Source organism: Enterococcus sp. JM9B, assembly GCF_009933265.1.
In the GTDB taxonomy this organism is placed as follows: Bacteria; Bacillota; Bacilli; order Lactobacillales; family Enterococcaceae; genus Enterococcus_C; species Enterococcus_C songbeiensis.
In genome coordinates, this window is record NZ_MAEK01000013.1 from 74,604 (window position 1) to 94,484 (window position 19,881).

The window sequence follows — 19,881 nt, forward strand, 5'->3', positions numbered from 1 at the left end:
TTTATTCCCCCTCGTAAGCCCGAATTTCATAAACTGAAATGTATGAACTGCCATTCGTATTTAATAATTCTAGTTTGATAGCCTCAGTTTGTATTGGTTTATCAAAATTGATAATGATATGCCGTTTTCTATTATCAAAAATAGCAGTCGCTTCTTTCCATATTCCATCTGATAAAATTAAAATTTTGAAATCTTTTACTAGTTCGGGCATAACAGGACTTTCTGTATAATGGTGATGTAAATTTATCAAGTCTTCATTTACGTCATCATCAAATGTAATACGAATTTGACCAATTTTTTGATTTTTATTAAAATCCAGTTGAATCCACTCAGATTTCCCCTTGAATCTGGAAGCCCAAATATTTGGACCAAAATATGGTCTAACATATCCATTTAAAATATTATTAGGATAGAATGCTCTTGTTTCATCCTTAATTCTGAAAATGAAGTTCTCATTGTGTATCCCCTGAGTCGTCCAATGTAAAACAGGAGAATCTCGAGTAAATACATGTAAATCGGGATGGTTCATTTCCTCAATCGGTTTGTTTTCATAGCTTAAAATACCTGGATGTTTTCCTTCAGATAGATATAAAGAAATTTTAGGATTCTGTTTCACAATTAAAAATGCATTTTGAGGAACATTAGGGAACCATTTTAACGACAAATCAATCCATTGAGTTGATCCATGATGTATTGAAATTTTCTCTTCCATTATTTTTTTGTTTGGAATATAATTTTGACCTTTCCCCGTATCCCATAGTTCAACCACTAACTCTGTTTCATCATTTGATGCCAAATATAAACTAATTTCAGAAACTTGTGGATTAACAGGAAAGCTGAACGCAATGTCATTTTCTAGCGGGTACTTTTGAAATTTATTTGTATAAGTATTGATTTCATTTAAAAAACTGGATGTTGACACAACAGCCTCTTGCATTAAATCATTTGTATCTTTATTTTTTTCTCCGATAATAGACGCATCATTTTTTAGCAAAGTCTGTAGTAATTCTTCTAGGTATTCTTCATAGATTCCACGTGGCGAGCAATTTTTTTCTATAGCTATTGTAGCGGCTGTTCCAACAGCTTCCCCCATTAAAGCACAGGTTCCCATGATTCTAACTCCACCAAACGCCACATGACTCGCACTGACATCCCGTCCAGCCATAAAAAGATTGAGAATATTTTTTGAATAAAGCATTCTATATGGAATAGAATATATTCCATCAGCCACTGCATGATGTGCCCCTCCATTTTTATTATAGATTCCCTTGGAGGGGTGAAGATCCATCGACCATCCTCCAAATCCAATCTTATCCTTAAAGTCTGTCTGATTCTCAATATCTTGTTGAGTTAGAATGTAATCACCAATTAAACGTCGATATTCCCGTTTTCCTGGAATTGTACCTACCCACTCCAATGTTAAATAGTCTGCATCAAATTTCCCGGAATTCTTAATATAATCCCAAATTCCAAATATAATTGACAGTAATTCACTTCTTATTTCTGCATTATCAGTAACAATATCTTTCTCCCCGCCCCATTCAATCCACCAATAATTTGCTCCTTTATCCCCAGAACGAATAATACGATTCTTTAATATTTCTGTTTTAGATATATCTTTAGAAAATGCTGGTGCAATAAAATTCACAGGTTTTTTCTCTTCTTTTGTATAGAATAGAAGGGTACTTCCCATCAATTCTTTATCCGCGACATCAGGTGCCAAGCTTTCATCAAATCGATCCTTTCCTTCTCTCCCAAGTAAGTACTCTGCACCAGCTAAATATCCGATTATTCCATCACCTGTGCAGTCAATAAAAAAGGTTCCTACAAATTTGATCAAACGTTCAGATCCTTGCATCCAGCCGCTGACAGATCTGATATAATTGTTCTCGTCACATACAATATCGTTAATATCCGTATCTAGAAATAACTCTATATTTGCCTCCTTCATTACTTTTTCTAAGAGTAGCGCATCCCAAATATATGGATTTCCGTCTCTATTTCTATACTGATTTTCAACAAATAATTCTCCCATAATTCCTGTTTCTCTGGCATATCGATTCACTCCATGTTTTGTAGCACTAGAGACCCACACTCGAATTTCACTACTTGAATTTCCCCCTAGAACGGAGCGATTTTGAATAAGAGCTACTTTTTTTCCGTTTCTTGCTGCACTAATCGCTGCGCATATTCCTGCAAGACCCCCTCCGATAACAACTATGTCTTTTTTTATCTCTTCCTTTAACAATTTTTTTCCTCCTATTTTTTAATTGCTGACTTAATGATATACTTATTTTAGCTTAAATGAATTCGCTTTCAAATGTACTAATTATTTTAAAACATATACTTTTTTGTACTGGAGATGTTTTGGTTTGTTCGATTTAATAATTGATCAATATGTTTATTGGGAAAATAAAAAAAGCTTTTTATTGAACACAGATACTGACTCACAATGGATTGTCTATATAATTGAAGATGGAAGCTGTAAATTCATGATAGATAAACACTCTGGTATTGCAAGAAGTGGCGATGTTCTAGTTTGTCCCCCATATACAAAATTTGATCGGGAAATACGTGAAGATTTAACTTTCCATTTCTTTCGTTTTTCATTTAAGAATGAACATACATCTTTTTCTGAACAGTTAAATTATCCGCTCGAACCCGCAAATATCGATAGAGTTCTTATCAATGCGACATTATTAAAACGTGGAGCTTATGATAATTCTATCTTCTGTAATGATTATAGAGAATTACTTTTAAAAGATATCCTTATGTTAAATCATCTGAATAAATACGATTTGTCAATTGACCGATTAAGCATTGACTATAAAGATCCTTTAATTAAAAAAACAATAATAGCTCTTTCTGATTTTGGAACTTCCGAAGAAGTATCAATCAATGAAATCGCACACACATTTTCTGTAAATGCTAGTTACCTATCAAGAAAATTCAAAAAAGTAACAAAGTATACCCCAATAGAATACCGAAGTAAGCTTCGAGTTCGAAGAGCACAAAAACTGCTAATTGAAACAGATGATACTCTAGAAACAATTGCAGAAAAATGTGGCTTCGCAAACGGATTTTATTTATCCAGAGTTTTTACAAAATATCTTGGGATTTGTCCAAGTCAATATCGTGCTCAACATAAAATATAAAAAATAAGGATTATTCGCTTCTTCATCGAATAATCCTTACAATATATGATGCCTATACGTATTATTACAACTTGCGTTTTCTTAGTATGTTCTTTCTTTATACTTCTAAAGCATAAATAATACGGTTAGAGATACTTATTGAGTAGTAATTAATGTCTTTCTTAAATTAATATCCGCCATTTGAATATCTGTAAACAAAAAACATTTCGTAAAAAAGAAATCATTGTATCCCCTGACGCTGTTTCTTCCATTTCAGCAAAAGCTCAAGAAACCAAACAAAATTTTTCGCAAAAAAAATCAGCCAAAGACTGATTTTTTCCATCATTTACACATTCAAAATCCACATAAATCCGATAAATACAAAAAACAATACATACATGATTGGCGAAACTTCTTTGCCTCGTTTTGCAGCGATCATGGTGATTGGGTAGAAAATGAAGCCCAAGGCAATTCCGTCTGAAATGCTGTAAGTTAGCGGCATGCCCAAAAGAATCAGAAACGAAGGAATGGCAATTTCCATCTCGTGCCATTTAATTTCTCGTAAAGATTGTGCCATCAAAACACCCACAACGATTAACGCTGGTGCCGTGACTTGTGATGTAACGACCGATAATAGTGGCGAGAAGAACAAGCCTAGGATAAAGAACAGCCCTGTCGTGATTGCTGTCAATCCTGAACGTCCTCCTACAGCAATTCCTGCTGAAGATTCCACATAAGCACCCACCGGAGAGGTTCCTAAAAGCGAACCCGCCAGCATCGCAGTTGAATCAGAAGCCAATGCTTTTCCGACACGAGGCATTTTATTGTCTTTCATAAAACCTGCTTGATTGGCTAATCCCACCAATGTTCCAGCAGTATCAAAAAAAGTCACCAATAAAAAGGTCAAAACAACGACCCATAGTTGCAGGGAATTGATGTCGCCAATGTGTTTGACTGCAACTAAAAAGGTAGGTGCTAAGCTGGGGGCACCGGAAATAATTTTTTCAGGCATCGAAATCAAGCCTGTAATCAAGCCTAGGACAGTAGTTGCTACCATTCCGATAAATATCCCACCTGGTACCCGACGAACCATCAAAATCGCCGTAATAACCAATCCAAAAATAGTCAGCCAAGTCGTTCCAACAGAAAAGGAGCCTAAACCAACCAGTGTTGATTCATTCGCAACGATGATCCCACCTTCGCTTAATCCTAAGAAGGCGATAAACAAACCAATACCGCCAGAAATGGCGTATTTTAAATCGGTGGGAATCGCATCAATAATCAGCTCCCGCAATTTAAAAATCGTAATCAAAATAAAAATCAGTGAAGCGACAAAAACTCCGGCCAATGCCGTTTCCCATGGAATACCCATTCCGACACAGACAGAATAGGCAAAGAATGCATTGATGCCCAAAGCGGGTGCGGTGGCGATGGGATACCGAGCAAGTACCCCCATTAAAATACAGCCGATCGCACTAGCTAAGGCGGTAGCAGTAAAAACCGCCCCTTCATCCATCCCCGAAGCACCCAACACCGTAGGATTGACAAATAAAATATACGCCATCGAAATAAATGTCGTAAAACCCGCCAAAATTTCTCGTTTTACCGTTGTATGTAATTTCTCGATCTCAAAGTAGGAAAGAATTTTTTCCTTCATTTGATTTCCCCCTAATCAACTAATTAATATTGTTCGTAATAAGTGCATATTTCTCTTAAAGAACGTATTTAATCATATATTATTCGGAATGATAAGTAAATATTGAATTGAGAATTAGCGAAGAATCCGAACGTTTCAAAAAATTGGCTATTAAAATGCCTCAATAATTTGTACTTCTTTACATTGCTGCCAGAGCAAGCTTGCCGATTGCTTCTCTCATCTTACTCCGGTCATAAACACCGTTTGACAGTACTACGATGGCAAAGGGATTATTCGGTGCAAAAACCAAACCAATATCATTTTCAACACCAGATAATTCACCAGTTTTATTGGCAACGGGAATCTTCTCAGGCAATTTACTTCGCAGTTTTGTTCCGATTTGCTGTCCCAATAAAATCTTCAGCATTTCTCCATAAGGGAATTTTGCTTGCTGACTATATATTCTTTTCAAAAATTCCATCGTATCAGGTAAAGAGGTGTAATTTTCAATTCCTTGGCTCTGTGCTTGAGTATCCAGCATCTTTCGCTGTATTTTTGTATCGGTGTATCCCGCCTGTAAAAAATACTGATTAAGGGCATCCATCCCGACTTGATCAATAATCGCATTGGTCGCCTCGTTGTCACTGATTTGAATCATCCGCTGTAACAAGCTGTTCAACGGCTCCCCATTTATGCTTCTTTGCAAATCCAACTGGTTTGCAAAAATATATTCCATAATGAAAACTTTGATTATACTTGCTGAAATCATTGGTGCCGAATACGCATTGGAGAGATATTCTTTTCTTGCAAAATAATAAATGCCATAAGCAACTTGTTTTGCCTTTGATTCGATCACCGATCCATCAAGCAAGGGTCTTGCTGGTTGTGAAATTGAGTCATGAGTAGCCATCGTCTGCCTCTTTTCTTCCAATTTTTCAGTCATTTGGATTAGTAATTAAGACTAATTGAAAAAATCCTCTTTATTTTAACATAATCTATGGTGAAGAGAAAAAAACGAACCCTCAAGGAGAGTCCGTTTTTCGTCTTTCAATCTTATTCTTTCACCGAAGCACTAGACACGCTGTCTACTGCTGGTTGTGGTGTTTCTTCCTTTGTAGAGGCACTGGATACGGCATCTACTTCTTGTTTTTCACTAGCGCCAGATACGGCATCGGTTTTCTTTTCTTGTTTGGAAGCACCAGAAACAGCGTCCACGTCTCCCACCAATTTTTGTCCGGTTTGTTTCAAGTACCATTCAATAATTGGTTTGAAATCTAAAATGTATTCGTTGATTCCCGCATAGTTACCTTCTTCGTCGTGCATTGCTTGGTAATTGTGAACGATATATTTTTCAGGAACATGTTTTGGTACGTGTACCCGCACGACATCTTGTGCACCGGAGCGTAGTTGGGAGATAACCCAGCTAACATTTTTGTATGATTTTTCCGGATGGCATTTCGCAAGAGGGTTCCCTGGTTGCGCAGGTACCCGTGGTGCTAACATTTCTTCTGCCGGTTTGGTTTTATTGTAATATAAGAATTGGTTGTTGCTGTCGGCATAGGTCAATTCCATCGGCATGGATTTCAGGAAATAATTCAATTGATCCACCGTCAAAATTCCGCGATCCAATTTCACATAGGTCTTTCCTTCTACCGCATTAACTGCTTTGGCTGCTTGTTCCACCCAATCGTCTGCAGTCATGTCAACGCCTTCGATTGTGGTGTCGATTTTTCCAGTCGCATAAAGGTCTTCTGGTGCAGCTTTTGGTTTTGGTCCTTCCAAAACGGCAACAACTTTTACGAACTGCACAAATTTCCCTAAGGTACTGCCAAGGAATTTCACTGTTCCTGGATCTTTTAATTCTTCGTTTTCATCAAAGGCTTCTTTGACCTTACCCAGCAAAAATTCATTTCCTGGAAAAACCATGGCATTCACACCGGGAGCATCCAAAATTTGGCGCAAGTGCAACTGTGCCCGCGAAGAACCTTGATCATAGTAAGAAGCCCCCACGATCATAACGGGTTTGTTTTCTAATGGATGAACTTTGAAAGAAAGCCATTCTAGGACACTCTTCAAGGCCGCAGGAATGGTGTGGTTATGTTCTGGTGTGGCAATAATCACGCCGTCTGCTGCTTTGATTTTATTGTTCAATCGTTGGATTACTTGCGTATTGGTTTGATCGTCACTTTGATTGAACATCGGAATATCTTTGATTTCAACGATTTCTAAATCAAAGAGTCCGCTAAATTGCTTTTTGATATATTTTAACAACAGCCGATTGTAAGACACTTCTGCTGCTGATCCTACGATACCGATAAATTTCATCTTACTTCACTCCTTTAAATTTTTTCCCAGTTAAAGTTTTCCGCTTCTTTTTTGTTGCTTTCATGCGCATGATTAAGCTGCGCCGTAATCGCCACAAAAGTTAAGAAGTCTTCAAACAGTTCTTCTAGTTTTTCCACTTGTTCTTGATCCAATAACTTGTCTTCACTATCAAAAGCTTGCAGTGAGTGTCCCAAAAGATATTCTGAGCTTGGCATGATTCGCGCTTTTAATTCAGGAGCATCAAGAATTTGACGTAAATGGGCCTGTGCCCGGGAAGAACCTAAGGTACCGTAAGATGCTCCGGTAATCATAACGGGTTTGTCAACAAAAGGAAAAATGCCATAAGACAACCAGTTTAGTGCATTGATTAGCGAAGCGGTCACCGCATGATCGTATTCTGGCGTGCTGATGATTACGCCATCTGCGGCATCAATTTTTTCAGCGATTTCTTTGACGACATCCGGTAATTGTTTATCCGCTGGTTTATTGAACATTGGAATATCCTTGATTTCAATTAATTCAACCTGTGCTTTATCTGAAAAATGCTTTTTAATAAATTTCAACAACGTTCGATTTGTCGAATTGTCTGAGTTGGTTCCTACTAATCCGATAAATTTTTTCATTTTATTACTTCCTTTCAATTGTTTTCTTGCAAAAACATCCTACCTCCGGATTTTCCCGACCCTCAGACGCTTACAATCCGTTCCTTTAATCCATTTGAATAAGCAAATTGCTCATCCTTGGTAATCAGTAACCCGTCAATTTTTTCCAACTGATTTAACGTGGTGAGAATTTCTTTAGAGGACTTGCCAAACAAACGTGTCGTCCAAATTTCTCCATCGATGGATTTCTCCGATAAAATCGTCAAACTGGCGACATCTGTCGTTGCCGGATAACCAGTATGAGGATCTAAAATATGGTGGTACGTGTGTCCGTTGCTTTCCAAGCTTCGTTCATAAATCCCTGAGGTTACGATTGATTGATTCAATGCTTTTATCGCAAGCAGCGAATGATTACGGGACAATTTTGGATTTTGAATACCAATTCGCCAATAATGATCGCCATGAATTGAGGGTCCCAAGACGACAATATTACCCCCTAAATTAATCAATGCAGAGAAAACCTCCTGCTTTTTTAAATACGCAATAATCAAATCGGCAATAAAGCCCTTCGCCAGCGCCCCTAAATCAATCAGCATTCCTGGATGGGTCAAAAAAACCGATTGCTCGTCATCATTTAGCAAAATATTATGCGGATCTGTTTCCTCCAATAAGCGCTGAATCGTTTTCGGAGAAGGCACCTTCGCATCATCAAAGCCGATTCGCCAAGTTTGGACTAAGGGACCGATGGCGATATTTAAATTACTAGCCGGCGCACAACTGTGGTATTTTCCGATTTTGATCAGCTCATACAAGTCGGGATGCACCTTCACCGCTTGAATACCGGCATTTTTATTAACCACCATCAGCTCTGAATCCGAATCATTTGCACTGAAGCGCTGTTCATATTTTTTTAAACGAGCAACAACTTCATCCAAAATAGCTTCCGGAGCCTCATGTTCGATCTCGATGTCAATTACCGTTCCCATCAGCCGAACTCTTCGATTTTGCTTCACCTTTTTCCCTTCTTTCCTTCAGCATTTTACCGCCTTCACTCATTTCTAACTACACAAACGTTCCCTTTTCACAACAATCGAAATCGATTTTATTTTTTGTGAAAGGATAGCACTTCTAGTTGCAAAAAAAGCACTCTCCTCGTAAAAAACAAACGAAGACAGAGATGATAATTGTGTTATCTTTCACATTTTCTACAACACGATAATACTATTCACCAATATTTATGTCAATGGAATATGTAAAAAAATATATATTATAAAAAAACAGCCGTTGGTTTCAACGACTGTTTCTGTCTTTAGTGCTAAATTTTTTGCTCTACTCCGGTTGCCTCAATCACAAGTACGCGGGACAAAAAAGGAAACTCTTCCTTCATACGCTCCACGATTTCTCCGGAAGTTAAAAAGCTGGCTTTTCCTGATACATGAAATCCTGTGCCGGGTCCAACCAGTCCTTCCACTTCTCGACTACCAAGAGTTACTAAAACCTGATCGTTCACCGCTAAATCTTCTTCAACACTATGCATTCCTGCGGCAGGAATCAATAATTTGTTTCCTTCTACTTTGACATACGAATTCCAAGTATTGACTGCATGATAATCACTTGCGTTATTTGAAATAATCGTAACCACGCCTTCATGCTCTAAAACTGCTAGAAATGTTTCAGTAAACATCCTAAAATCTCCCATCTAATTAATGTATCTTACTGATATCATATTTTATATAAAATGTAAAATATCTCCCCTTGAAAGCCACCAAAAATAGAATGTTTTTCCTGACATACTTCTTTTATATACCTATTTCCGATTTTATTTCTGCACAGTTCTTTGCTGTAAACAAAGAGCTGTTTTGTTATTTCTGCTAAATCTGCTATACTTTTTACAACTTACAGGAATGAAAACTAGTTGAATGTTAACGACCACTTGACGAGGAGAGATAAAATGATCAAGACGATTTTATTTGATGTTGATGGCACTCTTATCGACACCGAGCAGGCGATTTTGCGTTCTCTTAAAGAGCTATTGAACGAAGAATTGCACTTAATTGTTCCAGAAGCAGAACTGACTTTTGTTTTAGGAATTCCCGGCGAAAAAGCCTTGGAAAGATATAGTGATTCTCCAGCGGAACGGGCACGTTTGTTAACGATTTGGGTCGAAAAACTGGCGGCTCATTCAACGGATGTTCGGCTTTTTGACGGTATTGTTCCTCTTTTGACAAAATTAAAAAATACCGGGTACCAATTGGGGGTTGTGACCTCCAAATTACGCAACGAGTTGATAAAGGAATTCGCTTCTTTTGAATTGACGGATTTTTTTGAAGTTGTTGTTACTGCTTCGGATACAAAAAAACACAAACCAAACCCGGAATCAATTTTAAAAGCGCTGGAAGAATTACACGCTCGTCCAGAAGAAACGATTTATATCGGCGATTCGGTTTATGACCTGCGTTGTGCGCAAAATAGTCAGGTGGTGTTTGCCTTGGCTGGCTGGGGTGCCCAACCGGCAGAAGAATTTTCGACTCTTGAGAGGATTCTTTCTCAACCAAATGACTTACTGGCTGTTCTTTAATCAGAAAAAACAATCTTGGTTGTCACTACCTTACTTTTTTGCGCGCCCCTTGAAAATTTGCCGTAGTTTGCTTTTTAGCTGCTGGTAAAGCAAAAGCTGGTGTCGGACTCGTTTGATTTGTTTGTATCTTTTAGGTTGCTTTTTATAGAATTGTTGATGATAGTTTTCTGCCGGCCAAAATGTGTCGGCTTTTTTGATTTGGGTCACGATGGGCTGCTTGTATTTTTCTGATTCGATCAACTTGTTTTTTGATTTTTCCGCCACTTGTCTTTGTTTCTCATTTTGAACAAAAATAATCGGTTGGTATTGCTCTCCACGATCTTGAAATTGTCCAAAAGCATCCGTTGGGTCCGTCAGCTGCCAATACAGTTCCACCAACTCTTCATAGCTGATAATCCGTCTGTCAAAAATAATTTCCACAGCCTCAACATGTCCTGTCAGCCCACTACTGACCTGATCATAGTTGGGAGAAGTCGTGTCCCCTCCGGTATAGCCGGATAAAACAGAGACAATGCCACTTTGGGTTTCAAAAGGTTCCACCATGCACCAAAAACAGCCACCGGCAAAAATTGCCCGTTCCTGATAATCAAGGTTTGACAATGTATGCTTTGACCAGTCAAAGTTTTTTTCACCAACAGGGTCGTTGGTGATTTGTAAATAAAAATCAGCGACATCCGGCGTCAAATTATTTCTAAGGGCAAGGGGTCGCAAAACTGCTTCGAGAGCTGCGATTTTATCCCAAAAATTCTCTTTGTCCTCCAAGTCATTTTTCGTTTCCACTAATACCTTGCGCTCCCACTCGCGGGTATTGGGATTGAGGATCAGATTATAAAGTGTATTTGTTACTTTTTGCTCGTCTTTCATTTCTACACCTCCTCGTAAAAATCCGATTTTGCTGAATAGTTACTTTCTTTTACTATTACTATACGTTATCAGGCTAAAAGGTGACCAATTAAACGATTGTTTTTTGTCGTAGAACGTAGAACTCCATGAGAAGATTAAATTTTCCGAAAAGTCTATGCTTTTTCCCTTTAATTTGCTATGCTTGAGCTACTTTTTATAAAACAATCGTTTTAATTCCTGCATCTGCTTAACCTGTGAAATGGACGAATACTAACAAACGATTGTCTCGAATATGAAAATTTAGTACATCATTACGAACAAGGATGTCACTTCCTCTTTTTCCAGGTTATCTAGTGGAATGAGGATAGGGCGTGTGAATCAGATTAAATTTTCTGTTAAGAAAATTTATTACATCATTACGAACAAGGAGCACACTATGCCTTATATTTATCTTTTTTTAAGTGCAACAGAAACCTATACTTCAAAAGCGATCCGTTTCACCACGGCTGAAACATTTACCCACGTTGCTTTATCCTTTGATCCTAGCCTATCAAAAATGTACAGCTTTGCCCGTACGCAACCCCTTTTCCCTTTACCCGCTGGCTTTATTGATGAAAATATTGCCGTTGGTTTTTATAAAAATCATCCTGATACCCCTTGTCTATTGCTTCGATTGCCGGTAAATCAACGCTCTCTGCAATTGGCACGTCAACAAATTTTCGCCATGCTTACGATGCGCAACAAATATCGCTACAATCTACTTGGTCTTTTTTTATGCAAGTTGAATATTGAAAACAAACGACCTTGGCATTTCTTCTGCTCACAGTTCGTGAGTGAAATTTTAGAAAATTCCCAAGCAATCACGTTGCCAAAGCGTCCTTCCCTCATGCACCCTGCCGACTTTTTACAGTTGCCGGAATTAGAATTAATTTTTGAAGGCACCTGTGGTCAATTGCAACAAAATTTGGCCTTGGCTTCGATAAACAAGTTGGCTGGCAGTCAGACACCTACGTACACGCACCAGCTATTAAAGGTAGTTGAATAATTTTTTCTAGATACAGTCGTAAAAAAAGCCGCTTTCCTCTACAGGAACGCGACTTTTTTGCATGTTATCTAATTTTATTTAAAGAATCCACTAATTTTTACTTTTTCGAAGACTATTTATTTTCCGATAACCAATCTTCTTGTATAAACTGCCTGACCAGAATGCATCACGGCATCATCGATTGCAGAAACCAATCGGATTTGTCGAGTAACTACTGGCGTCCAATTCGTATCTATCACCTCTGCAAGTTCATCTTCTTTGACAGTTTTCAAATAAGATGTCACAAAATCCACACTGGCAGTCAAATAATCAAGCAATAACTTTTTATCCGTTACCACTACTTTCGCTGCTTCCTCCGGTGTATGACGCCAATCTTCTGTATCATCAGGCAGATCCAACGCAAATTTTTCACTCCAACCAGCACTTACCCACAGCGGACTACTTCCATTCAGCTCTGAAATTTGAAAATCCAATTCCCGCGCAGTATGCCAAACAAGCCACGTGACCGATTTAATCAAGGGTGCCGGCATGGTATTTGCCTCAGACACACTCATCTGTCCCAATGTCTCCTCCAGCCGCTCTTGCCCTCGTTTTAACATATCGATTGTTAATTGCGTGATTTTCATTGTGCACCTCCCGTTTTTTGTTTAAAAATGACTGCCTTACGTATTTATTCGCCTAAAAAGAATAGTTCTTAAAAATAATCGCTAGGTTCATTTTTACTTAGAATCAACAACTGATGAATAATGGTGTGCTTGCCATAATTGGTATTCATAATGTAATCTCGCCAATAAAATTTCTTTTCGTGTTCCATGTAATCACTAAAAGGTACCTTGATCCCGGACGCCAGTTCACGTACTAAAAAAGCCATCCGCGCATCTAAATACATGACTTCTTTAATATATTCCAACTTATTCTCTGCTTCCAAGTCTAACATTTTACGCATTCTTTCCTGTAAAAAACTGAAATATTCATAGTATTCTTTCGGAATTTCCTCCCGTTCATCTTCCGCTAAAAATTCCTCGCCTGACCATCGTTCTCCAGCATCAATGATTTTTTCATCCAATGTGCCTTCCCATAAATAATCCCATTTCATTACAGATTCCTCCAATAGTTGAATGTCGAATATAGATACCTTTTTAATAAAAGTGCCTCATTCATGCGTAAAAAATTTTCAAAACAATAAAAAATCAGGTGCTTTTCTTGTTTCTTTATTATTCCCACTCATTTACCTACGATTACCATTGGAATAACTTTTCTTACCAATTATATATTCAGTATAGGGTGGTTTTCTTTGATTATAGTAAACAACTGATTTTTATTCAAGTGATGGAAAATAAAAGAAATTTTTAGCTGACGGATAGCTGGTGGCATTGCTTGTACTCTAGGGCCTTTCGTTGCTATAATCTCACTACTTTTACTTCTAAAAACAAGGTCAATGATGTTCGCCATTGACCTTAAACTATTAGAGAAGATTTACACTTTGATGCTCCAAATACCACGTTCCTTGTTTCTTGGTTCTGCGGAAAAAGACAAGATGAGCAGCCACGATAAATAGTAGAACCGACAGTAGTTGTGAAACCCGCAGATTTCCGGTCAAATACAAACTGTCCATTCGCAAACCTTCGATAAAAAAGCGACCCATTGAGTACCACATGATATAGGTCAAAAAGATCTCTCCATTTTTAAACAAATTTTTCCGATGACGTAGTACTAAAATCAAAATAACGCCCGCAAGACTCCAAAGTGATTCATATAAAAACGTCGGTTGGTGATAAGCACCAGCAATAAACATATTTTTTATGATAAAGTCAGGTAAATGCAACGATTGCAGAAAAGACAACGTTGTTTTAGGCCCGTAAGCTTCCTGATTCATAAAATTTCCCCAACGGCCAATTGCTTGTGCCAGCAATACACCGGGAGCCAAAATATCTAAAAATGTCCAAGAGGAATACCAATGCAGACGATTATAAATCAAAAGTGTTAACCCGCCCGCAATTAAACCACCATAAATCGCTAGACCACCATTCCAAATTTGAAGGATTTCTCCTAGATGGGCACTGTAATAGGACCATCGAAACAGAACATAGTACAGCCGTGCACCTAAAATACCGATTGGCAATAACCAAATGACAATCGATGAAAAATAGTCTGCTGGAATCCCTCGTCTTTTTCCTTCTCTCTCACTGAGAATATACGCCATAATCACGCCAAAACCAATAATAATCCCATACCAGTGAATATGAATTGGTCCTAGCTGCAACGCAATTGATTCGATTGCAAGTAGCAAAATTTCCACCCCATTTAAATTTTGTTGCTTGTTAAACAACTTAGCGTCAGTTTACACAAAAAAACTCTCAGCAAAATTGATAAGTATCAACTTTCTAAGAGTTTCGGAATTTTTTACCGTCTTTTATCTATACAACTGTCAGTCTAGTCGAATTGGTTGTAGTGCCGCTCGCAACGAAACGGTTGATATAGGTTTTTTTACCTCGATAATGACACTTTGAGAAGGTACATCCAAACTTACCTTTCCGACATCCTCCAGTGAGATCAATTTGAAAAAGACCTCTTTTGCTTTACAGGTACAAATCATCTGCTTGATTTTCACCGTTTGTTTCATATCCATCCTCCTTTCCTTTGTGAAATCATAACCTACTGCAAGCAATGGTGAATTGATTTGTATCAAGTAATTTTATAATGTGGAAGTTCACTGAAGAACACTACTTTTATATCCGACCGAACGAATCGTCGGTTTGAAAAACAGCTAACTTATAATTGAAATTTGTTGTCGGAAGAATTAAACGCCAAAATAACTAATCAGTTTCTTACGGATAACTTGCGGCTCAAGTTTAATAGCATTCAAACAGTCAATTTTTACCCAACATGGTATATATTGATTGTTGATATTTGATCGACTTGCTTCTTCACCCTTGATCGTTGGAGTAACTGAACTATTCACTTCACAATAAAAAAATAGTTGATGCTCAGATTCTTCTTCGGCTAAAAATAAGCTTCTTAATTGTTGAGCAGTAATTCTTACTCCGAGTTCTTCATTAATTTCTCTCATTGCGGCCTCTGAGTAGTTTTCGCCTATTTTTACCCCTCCACCAGGAACTACCCAATAATTTTCACCATCTTTTTTGCGCTCAATAAGTAAAATAGAATTGCTTTCTCGATTGTATAAAATAACCCGTGCTCGCAAGATTATTCCCCCTTTCTAAAAAATTCTATTATGAAAAATGTGAAATTATATTAGCTATCTAAAAACCGCATCACTTATGATACGGTTCTCCGTACCACTCCATTTCGCGCTAAAAAAGCTAACGATTAAACATAGGTTGATTGTTAGCTTTTATGCATTTTTTTTAATAATTTTTTCCGTCTGTTTTTTATTTGTTCCATCATTAAATTCTCCGTTAAAGGAGATATTTGATCGAATTTCTTTTGACATCTTCTAGCATAGGAAATAAAGTTTCCAAATTTACTTCCTCTACTATCCCTTGCACCTTCATCAAAAAAATATCTATAGATATGCCTTTTACCAATTAGATAACTCGATTTCTTAATTCGACTTTTTTTTCTAGCCGCTCTTATCGCTTTGTCAGCTTTTCTATAAAATTTTGAAACACTTTTTTGCCTCATCTTTACATTGCTTCCATCAAATACGAATCCTAAATAATCCAATTTTGATTGTACTAGACTTGATGTGTCATTTTTATTAGACCCAAATAAATAAATCGTATTGTTTTTAAAAAGATATTTCTCTGTTTTATTCTTCTCAATTTTCAACTTAGTCACATCGGATGCATATTGCAGGATTTCATTAACAATTTCAAGATAAACATCCTGAGTGGTTGTGATGAAGGGCAATATCAAAATGAAATCATCTGCATATCTTAAATATTTCCCATCATATTTAGATGATAATTTATTTAACCAATTATCAAAATCTATCATGTAAATATTTGATAATAAAGCACTTATTGGGGTTCCTTGGGGGATTCCAAAAGGCTTAGTATTTTTATGTACATGACCATCAGCTTTAAAATTTCTAAATTCCTCCCAAGTTTCAAAATAAGTTTTCAAACTGTTCTTGTATTGTTCTTTTTCTGAACCAAATAGGGCATTTAAATCTTTTTGTTCAACCCAAGAAAAACTGGTTACTGTCTTAAATATTTTAAACCAATCTTCAGCCAATTTATTTGTGTTTAAGACTTCTTTTAGCTTACACTTTAAATATTCATGATCCAGAGTATCAAAAAACTTTTCAAAATCCCCTAAAAAAATAAAACAACCATCGTTGGTTCTCTTGATGAAATCCATTGTTTCTGCCGCATAATCTATGTTCGATTTACCTTTTTCGGTCCTATAAGCAGCGACGTTATCATCAATATTTCTTATTTCTACTACTCTTTCATAATCCTTATTTAGACGATCCGCGTAGTATCTATAAATGCAAGAATCTAAATGTGAGGCTCTATAAAGTTCACGCAGTTTAATCTTGACAGGTCTCTTCCTTGTACCGTTAACCTTATACTTTACTAACACTTTCTTTTTGTGTATAAAAGGAAAAAAACCATGTTTAATAATCCTTTGAGGATTTTCTACATAGTCTTTTACGGAATTATATCTTGTTCTATAGTCAAAATGAAGATAAGATTTTGTGATAAAGTCTTCCAAAACTACTCTCCTTTTTATTTCTTGGATGAGGAAAAGTACCATTTAGGGCCAATGGGGTACTACTCTTCCTGCACGCAAAACTTACAAGTGGTATAGTTCTATACTCACAGCGCCCAAAGAACATCAAACTGTTCCTGTATAATATTGGTAAAGCCATTGAATTAACGAAAGGAGTTGAAGCGGCTATGAGCCTGTTCAGACCTATGTCAACTTTGTGTCACACAGACCGACTACTTGTTGTAATACTGCTGGTGCTTGACTTTAGCAAACATTATCCCTCTACAACTACATATAGAGCAAGTTAATTTTATCATATCTCAATTAATATGTCAGCTCGATAAATAACGTACGTACCTTTTAATATATTGGAAATAGTTTATAATAGAATCATAAATTCACTTCTAAGTGTAAGGTGTTTAGGTGTCTATATGGAAAATAGAAAAGAAGAACTTAATATCATTGATACAAATGCTCAAGCTTCTGCTTTTGGTTGGGATTTTCAAAGCAGCCTAGCTCTTTTTATTGTGTCCCAGGACTTAAAAAACTTGAAGAGCATCAAGGTAGAAGGCAAAACAGAAGACATTGAAATCTCGTATGAAAATCAAGAGATGATTTATATTCAAGCTAAATCCCAACTTGATCCTTATAGTAGTAGCAATACTAATAAACACTTAAAAGATGCTTTGAAGACACTAATTAATGCTTCCCAAAACAATAGTTATGCTTCCTTAGTGTATGGAACGAATATTGCTAATCCTTTTGTTTTTCAGAAATTTTCAACTATGTTTGCCAATAGCCCTACAAAGTACTCTTTTTCAGAATTGCCTGACAAAATAAAGGATAAAATACAGTCTTACGTTGTTAAAGTAGCTAAACAAGAAAAACTAGATTTATCAAATTTTGATATTAACCGCCTCCTAATTAGGACTCTTCCATTTTTCGGCGATGATGATCAAACTAGGTACAGATTTATAAAAGAAAGCGTTACTGCTTTTTTAACTAATATTGGATTAAGTAATGCGCAAGTAACTCGAGTATTTGAAAATTATCAACTAGATTTTTCAAAAAATTCATCTAAATCTATTGCCTTGGAAAAAGGGGATTTGACATGGCCAATCGTCATTTTTTCTTTAGACCCAGTGAGTGATGAATTTTTTGAAGAGTTCGATTTAGATCTGGGCGAAGAAGATGCTATTGAAAATACCTATTCTGAATTCATTGAAAGAAAATTGATTGATTTTTCTTTTATTAATCAAGTAATTCAACAGTACCGTGACTATCTTAAAAGTAAAAAATACACTAGCAAAAGAACTGCTCCAAAGAGCTTCATAGAAGATTATGCTAATTACTACGAAAAAAAATTATTCTTTTCAGAATCTAATGATACATCTAACGCAGTTACTAAGTTTATACTATGGAAAATACTGAAAAAAATGAAATTGATTGAAAGACTAGATAAGGAGGTAGGATTATGAGATTGAACCAGCTAAATTTAGAATACAACGGAATTAAAAAAACTTTTAACTTAGATTCGAAAACATTAATTCATAGCGCTAAAAATAGTGCTGGAAAATCCACCTTACTAAGATTGCTATTCTATTCAATGGGTTACAGTATCCCACAAACTAAAAGGCTGCCATTTAAAAAAGTAAAAACATACCTTTCTTTAAAAACACCGATGGGCTTAGAGTATGTAGAAAGGACTAATGATAAAATTGTTTTGATTTATGAGGATGGTTCTAGTCTTAAATATAATCTACCTACTGATGAAGGTTTAGTAATTTCTACAATTTGGAACACTAAAAATGAGAATGTATCGAAAAGTATTCTTGGCTCTATTTACATGGATCAGGAGAAAGGCTGGACTTTACTTAATAGGGGAACAGTAATCGGTAGTATCAAATTCAAAGTAGAGGATTTAATTGAAGGAGTGTCGGAAAGAGACTTATCCGAACAAAAAACTGAACTAGAAAATATAAATGCTGAAATAAAAAAATATTCCCAGATATTAAATATAATTGAATACAAGGATCACCTATCACAGTTAAATGATACTTCCATTTTTTTATCTGACTATGTTTCCGAATTAGAAAGTAAACTCCAACTAAAAAAGATACGGAGTGAGGAACTTAAAGCTAAAATTAGTGATCTAGAGGATAGTCTTAAGGAAAATAAGCAATTTATCAATTACATTGAAAAGATGGATCTTGTAGTTAAGGATAAGGATTCTGGTATTGAGATTCCTGTAAAAGAAGATACTATAATTCATTTTAATGATAACCAAAAGTATATTAATGCCAGAGTTTCCTTGCTGAAAAGAGAACAATCCTACGTTGAAAAAGATATTAGAGAAATCATGTTAGAAATTAAAAAAAGCAATAATCTTTTTTCATTGCAAAGTGAAATAGACAAGGCTGATTATTTGATTTCTCGAGTAAGTATTCCTTATGAACAATTGATTCAAACCCTTGACTCTTTAAGAAAAAAACGAGCTTTCCTTACAAATGAAATGAAGGAAATACTTTCAATTAGTAATGAAACACTAAATAATTTACATTTTAATATTATGAAATATGCTACTAAATTGGGCGTTGATCAATATATTGACCAATCAAAAAATTATATTTTTACGTCTGATTTGAAATCCTTAAGTGGGGCTATCTTACATAAGATTGTATTCTCATTTAAGATGGCCTATATTATTGAACTGCAAAATTATTTAGGTTATAAACTTCCTATTGTTTTAGATTCTCCTAGTGGTAGGGAAGTTGATCAAAAAAATGTCGAAGAAACATTTGATATACTAAATGAAGATTTTAGTGACAATCAAATTATCGTCGCTTCAATTTACAAATACAATAATTTCAAACCTTCAGAAATTATTGAGCTTACAGATAAAATATTTTCTGAAAAATCCATCACGTTAGATGACCTAGAAATTAAGACTGATCATCTAACGTGACACCTCTAGTTTTTTGGATAGGCTACAATTAACTAGACAGAAAAATTAAGGTGTGTAGACTAGAAGAAAACAT

19 protein-coding genes are annotated in these 19,881 nt (G+C 36.2%); 5 read left to right on the forward strand and 14 right to left on the reverse strand.

From position 1 onward, the window contains the following. Position 1: 1 nt before the first annotated feature. Complete coding sequence (locus BAU16_RS04285) at positions 2-2,248, reverse strand: FAD-dependent oxidoreductase (RefSeq protein WP_161526547.1); 2,247 nt, start codon at positions 2,246-2,248, stop codon at positions 2-4. Positions 2,249-2,372: 124 nt separating this feature from the next. Here BAU16_RS04285 and BAU16_RS04290 point away from each other — a divergent pair, with 124 nt between their 5' ends. Continuing rightward, entirely contained in the window at positions 2,373-3,155 is a 783-nt protein-coding gene (locus tag BAU16_RS04290) for a helix-turn-helix domain-containing protein (RefSeq protein ID WP_161526548.1), read from the forward strand. Between the two features lie 325 nt (positions 3,156-3,480). On the opposite strand, the gene BAU16_RS04295 is transcribed toward BAU16_RS04290, so the two are convergent. The 6 genes from BAU16_RS04295 to BAU16_RS04320 form a co-directional block, all read right to left on the reverse strand. Continuing rightward, a complete protein-coding gene (locus BAU16_RS04295) occupies positions 3,481-4,791 on the reverse strand; it encodes an NCS2 family permease (RefSeq protein WP_048604310.1) in 1,311 nt (436 codons plus the stop codon). A 178-nt stretch (positions 4,792-4,969) separates the two neighbouring features. Then, complete coding sequence (locus tag BAU16_RS04300; protein WP_161526549.1) at positions 4,970-5,680, reverse strand: serine hydrolase; 711 nt, start codon at positions 5,678-5,680, stop codon at positions 4,970-4,972. Positions 5,681-5,823: 143 nt separating this feature from the next. Next, positions 5,824-7,095 carry an NAD(P)H-dependent oxidoreductase gene (locus tag BAU16_RS04305; protein ID WP_048604311.1) on the reverse strand — a complete coding sequence of 424 codons (1,272 nt, stop codon included), beginning with the start codon at positions 7,093-7,095 and terminating at the stop codon, positions 5,824-5,826. A 14-nt stretch (positions 7,096-7,109) separates the two neighbouring features. Continuing rightward, positions 7,110-7,718, reverse strand: coding sequence for an NADPH-dependent FMN reductase (locus tag BAU16_RS04310; RefSeq protein ID WP_048604312.1), 609 nt, complete (start codon positions 7,716-7,718; stop codon positions 7,110-7,112). A 62-nt stretch (positions 7,719-7,780) separates the two neighbouring features. Further along, a complete protein-coding gene (locus BAU16_RS04315) occupies positions 7,781-8,683 on the reverse strand; it encodes an FAD:protein FMN transferase (RefSeq protein WP_137604728.1) in 903 nt (300 codons plus the stop codon). 329 nt (positions 8,684-9,012) lie between these two features. After that, complete coding sequence (locus BAU16_RS04320; RefSeq protein WP_048604314.1) at positions 9,013-9,381, reverse strand: pyridoxamine 5'-phosphate oxidase family protein; 369 nt, start codon at positions 9,379-9,381, stop codon at positions 9,013-9,015. A 267-nt stretch (positions 9,382-9,648) separates the two neighbouring features. On the opposite strand from BAU16_RS04320, the gene BAU16_RS04325 reads away from it, so the two are divergent. After that, entirely contained in the window at positions 9,649-10,275 is a 627-nt protein-coding gene (locus BAU16_RS04325; protein ID WP_161526550.1) for an HAD family hydrolase, read from the forward strand. Positions 10,276-10,305: 30 nt separating this feature from the next. Here the strand turns inward: BAU16_RS04325 and msrA are convergent, their stop codons facing one another. Then, positions 10,306-11,139 carry a peptide-methionine (S)-S-oxide reductase MsrA gene (msrA, locus tag BAU16_RS04330; protein WP_161526551.1) on the reverse strand — a complete coding sequence of 278 codons (834 nt, stop codon included), beginning with the start codon at positions 11,137-11,139 and terminating at the stop codon, positions 10,306-10,308. A 352-nt stretch (positions 11,140-11,491) separates the two neighbouring features. Here msrA and BAU16_RS04335 point away from each other — a divergent pair, with 352 nt between their 5' ends. Continuing rightward, on the forward strand, positions 11,492-12,163 hold the full coding sequence (locus tag BAU16_RS04335) for a hypothetical protein (protein WP_161526552.1): 672 nt from the start codon (positions 11,492-11,494) through the stop codon (positions 12,161-12,163). Positions 12,164-12,279: 116 nt separating this feature from the next. Here the strand turns inward: BAU16_RS04335 and BAU16_RS04340 are convergent, their stop codons facing one another. The 6 genes from BAU16_RS04340 to BAU16_RS04365 all read right to left on the reverse strand — a co-directional run bounded on the left by BAU16_RS04340 (position 12,280) and on the right by BAU16_RS04365 (position 16,846). Further along, positions 12,280-12,789 carry a DinB family protein gene (locus BAU16_RS04340; protein WP_161526553.1) on the reverse strand — a complete coding sequence of 170 codons (510 nt, stop codon included), beginning with the start codon at positions 12,787-12,789 and terminating at the stop codon, positions 12,280-12,282. Positions 12,790-12,857: 68 nt separating this feature from the next. After that, positions 12,858-13,259, reverse strand: coding sequence for a hypothetical protein (locus BAU16_RS04345; RefSeq protein ID WP_137604729.1), 402 nt, complete (start codon positions 13,257-13,259; stop codon positions 12,858-12,860). A 369-nt stretch (positions 13,260-13,628) separates the two neighbouring features. Further along, positions 13,629-14,453, reverse strand: coding sequence for a prolipoprotein diacylglyceryl transferase (lgt, locus tag BAU16_RS04350; protein WP_161526554.1), 825 nt, complete (start codon positions 14,451-14,453; stop codon positions 13,629-13,631). A 138-nt stretch (positions 14,454-14,591) separates the two neighbouring features. After that, positions 14,592-14,786 (reverse strand): hypothetical protein, encoded by a 195-nt coding sequence (locus tag BAU16_RS04355; RefSeq protein ID WP_082147264.1) that lies wholly within the window; start codon positions 14,784-14,786, stop codon positions 14,592-14,594. Positions 14,787-14,963: 177 nt separating this feature from the next. Beyond that, positions 14,964-15,368: an NUDIX domain-containing protein gene (locus BAU16_RS04360; RefSeq protein WP_161526555.1), complete on the reverse strand. Its 405-nt coding sequence runs from the start codon at positions 15,366-15,368 to the stop codon at positions 14,964-14,966. A gap of 143 nt (positions 15,369-15,511) precedes the next feature. Next, a complete protein-coding gene (locus tag BAU16_RS04365; protein ID WP_161526556.1) occupies positions 15,512-16,846 on the reverse strand; it encodes a reverse transcriptase domain-containing protein in 1,335 nt (444 codons plus the stop codon). A 428-nt stretch (positions 16,847-17,274) separates the two neighbouring features. Between BAU16_RS04365 and BAU16_RS04370 the strand changes: the two genes are divergently transcribed. Further along, a complete protein-coding gene (locus BAU16_RS04370; RefSeq protein ID WP_161526557.1) occupies positions 17,275-18,321 on the forward strand; it encodes a hypothetical protein in 1,047 nt (348 codons plus the stop codon). Beyond that, positions 18,318-19,808: a hypothetical protein gene (locus BAU16_RS04375; protein ID WP_161526558.1), complete on the forward strand. Its 1,491-nt coding sequence runs from the start codon at positions 18,318-18,320 to the stop codon at positions 19,806-19,808. Before BAU16_RS04370 ends, BAU16_RS04375 begins: the two co-directional genes overlap by 4 nt. Positions 19,809-19,881: the final 73 nt, after the last annotated feature.

Coding starts and splice junctions, on each gene's coding strand:
- BAU16_RS04295 (WP_048604310.1), bottom strand. CDS start 4,791: ATGAAGGAAAAAATTCTTTCCTACTTTGAGATCGAGAAATTACATACA.
- BAU16_RS04300 (WP_161526549.1), bottom strand. CDS start 5,680: ATGGCTACTCATGACTCAATTTCACAACCAGCAAGACCCTTGCTTGAT.
- BAU16_RS04305 (WP_048604311.1), bottom strand. CDS start 7,095: ATGAAATTTATCGGTATCGTAGGATCAGCAGCAGAAGTGTCTTACAAT.
- BAU16_RS04310 (WP_048604312.1), bottom strand. CDS start 7,718: ATGAAAAAATTTATCGGATTAGTAGGAACCAACTCAGACAATTCGACA.
- BAU16_RS04315 (WP_137604728.1), bottom strand. CDS start 8,683: ATGGGAACGGTAATTGACATCGAGATCGAACATGAGGCTCCGGAAGCT.
- BAU16_RS04320 (WP_048604314.1), bottom strand. CDS start 9,381: ATGTTTACTGAAACATTTCTAGCAGTTTTAGAGCATGAAGGCGTGGTT.
- BAU16_RS04325 (WP_161526550.1), top strand. CDS start 9,649: ATGATCAAGACGATTTTATTTGATGTTGATGGCACTCTTATCGACACC.
- msrA (WP_161526551.1), bottom strand. CDS start 11,139: ATGAAAGACGAGCAAAAAGTAACAAATACACTTTATAATCTGATCCTC.
- BAU16_RS04340 (WP_161526553.1), bottom strand. CDS start 12,789: ATGAAAATCACGCAATTAACAATCGATATGTTAAAACGAGGGCAAGAG.
- BAU16_RS04345 (WP_137604729.1), bottom strand. CDS start 13,259: ATGAAATGGGATTATTTATGGGAAGGCACATTGGATGAAAAAATCATT.
- BAU16_RS04355 (WP_082147264.1), bottom strand. CDS start 14,786: ATGAAACAAACGGTGAAAATCAAGCAGATGATTTGTACCTGTAAAGCA.
- BAU16_RS04370 (WP_161526557.1), top strand. CDS start 17,275: ATGGAAAATAGAAAAGAAGAACTTAATATCATTGATACAAATGCTCAA.
- BAU16_RS04375 (WP_161526558.1), top strand. CDS start 18,318: ATGAGATTGAACCAGCTAAATTTAGAATACAACGGAATTAAAAAAACT.